1 protein-coding gene and 1 pseudogene (1 of these 2 only partly in view) are annotated in these 1476 nt (G+C 64.0%); one reads left to right on the top strand and one right to left on the bottom strand.

Annotation, left to right across the window (positions count from 1 at the left end):
* On the top strand, positions 1 to 1005 hold the 3' portion of the coding sequence (locus tag NKI41_RS32385) for a M23 family metallopeptidase (protein ID WP_352448415.1). Its footprint begins 954 nt before the window's first position; only the last 1005 of its 1959 coding nucleotides appear in the window; the start codon falls outside the window, past its left edge; its stop codon occupies positions 1003 to 1005.
* Between the two features lie 17 nt (positions 1006 to 1022).
* Here NKI41_RS32385 and NKI41_RS32390 read toward each other — a convergent pair.
* Positions 1023 to 1476 (bottom strand): annotated as a pseudogene (locus NKI41_RS32390) (hypothetical protein); the annotation flags it as partial.

The following is a 1476-nucleotide window of genomic DNA, read 5'->3' on the forward strand; positions in this document are numbered from 1 at the left end:
GTTGGGCTTGAGGTCCATGGCGACGCCGCCAAGATCGTTCGCACCAGCGTGTACGACAGGACCCAGCACATCGTCACCATCGCACTCGACGACCACGACCAGTACGTGCCGGCGCAGGAGCCGGAGCCAAATCCCGAATTGCTGACGGCGTTCGACGATTCGCCTGCGCCCGTAGTGCGCGGCAATCTGCCGAACGTCTATGACGGCATCTACCGCACCGCCTATTCCTACGGCATGTCCAAGGCGATGACGCAACGACTGATCAAGTTGCTGGCATCCAGTGTCGACTTTCAGTCGCGCCTCAATCCCACGGACCGCATCGAGGTGCTGTTCTCGCAGCCCGATGGCGACGACCAGGCGTCTGACGAATCCGAGCTGCTTTACGTCTCCGCGACTTTCGGCGGCACGACGCGAAATTTCTACCGTTTCCAGATGCAGGACGGCAGCACCGACTACTTCGACGAAAATGGTAGCAGCGCCGAGCAGTTTCTGCTGCGCAATCCGTTGCCCAATGGCCGATTTACGTCAGGGTTCGGTGCCAGGCGCCACCCCATTTTGGGGTATGTGAAAATGCATACCGGCACCGACTGGGCAGCTCCCGTGGGATCGCCGATTATTGCCGCGGGCAATGGCGTCGTCGAAAAAGCCGGCTGGGCCGGTGGCTATGGCAAGCAGATCATCTTGCGTCACGCCAATGGCTACGAGACGTCCTACAATCACCAGAGCGCCTTTGCCAAAGGCATCGAGCCGGGTGTTCGCGTTCGCCAGGGTCAGGTTATCGGCTATCTCGGCTCAACCGGCCTCTCCACCGGTCCGCATCTTCATTACGAACTGATCGTCAACGGCACAAAGGTCGATTCGATGCGCGTCCGCCTACCGGTCGGCAAGACGCTGAAGGGCGACGACCTCGTCGCCTTCAAGCGCGAGCGCGAACGCATCGACGACCTGCTCAAGCAGGAAGACAGCAATCAGTTGAAGGTCGCGAGCGCCAAGATCGAAGGCTGAGCCGACGTTTTTCGTCGTCAGCCGTGCTGATTCGCCGTGTCGCGCGCCCATGGCAGCCGCTCGCCGGAAACCGTCGTCCACGCGGCGATTGCCGAAAGCAGGCAAAGCACCGCGGTCACCGCGGCAACGGCGGCGAATGCCGCGTCGCTGGCGGCAAGTCGTGCCGCATCGAGGCCGGGCGCCAGGCCGGCTGGCGGCGGTTCGCCGAAACCCGGAATGCCGGAGCCGGCAGCGGTGCCGAGCACGCCAGCATAGACCCAGGCCGCCAGCGATCCCATCGCCGCCACGGCAATCAGGCCGCCGATGCGCGAGACGGCGTTGTTGATGCCCGAGGCCGCACCCGTATCCTTGTCCTCGACCCCCCGGAATACGGGGGGAGCCAGCCGCGCAAACACCACCCCCCAGCCGCCCCCCGGGCGGGTATAAACAACTGACCCGGGCGCCCCCCACTCGAGTGTAGGTGTCCGGGGG

This window comes from Mesorhizobium sp. M0601, assembly GCF_040320845.1.
Lineage (GTDB): Bacteria > Pseudomonadota > Alphaproteobacteria > Rhizobiales > Rhizobiaceae > Mesorhizobium.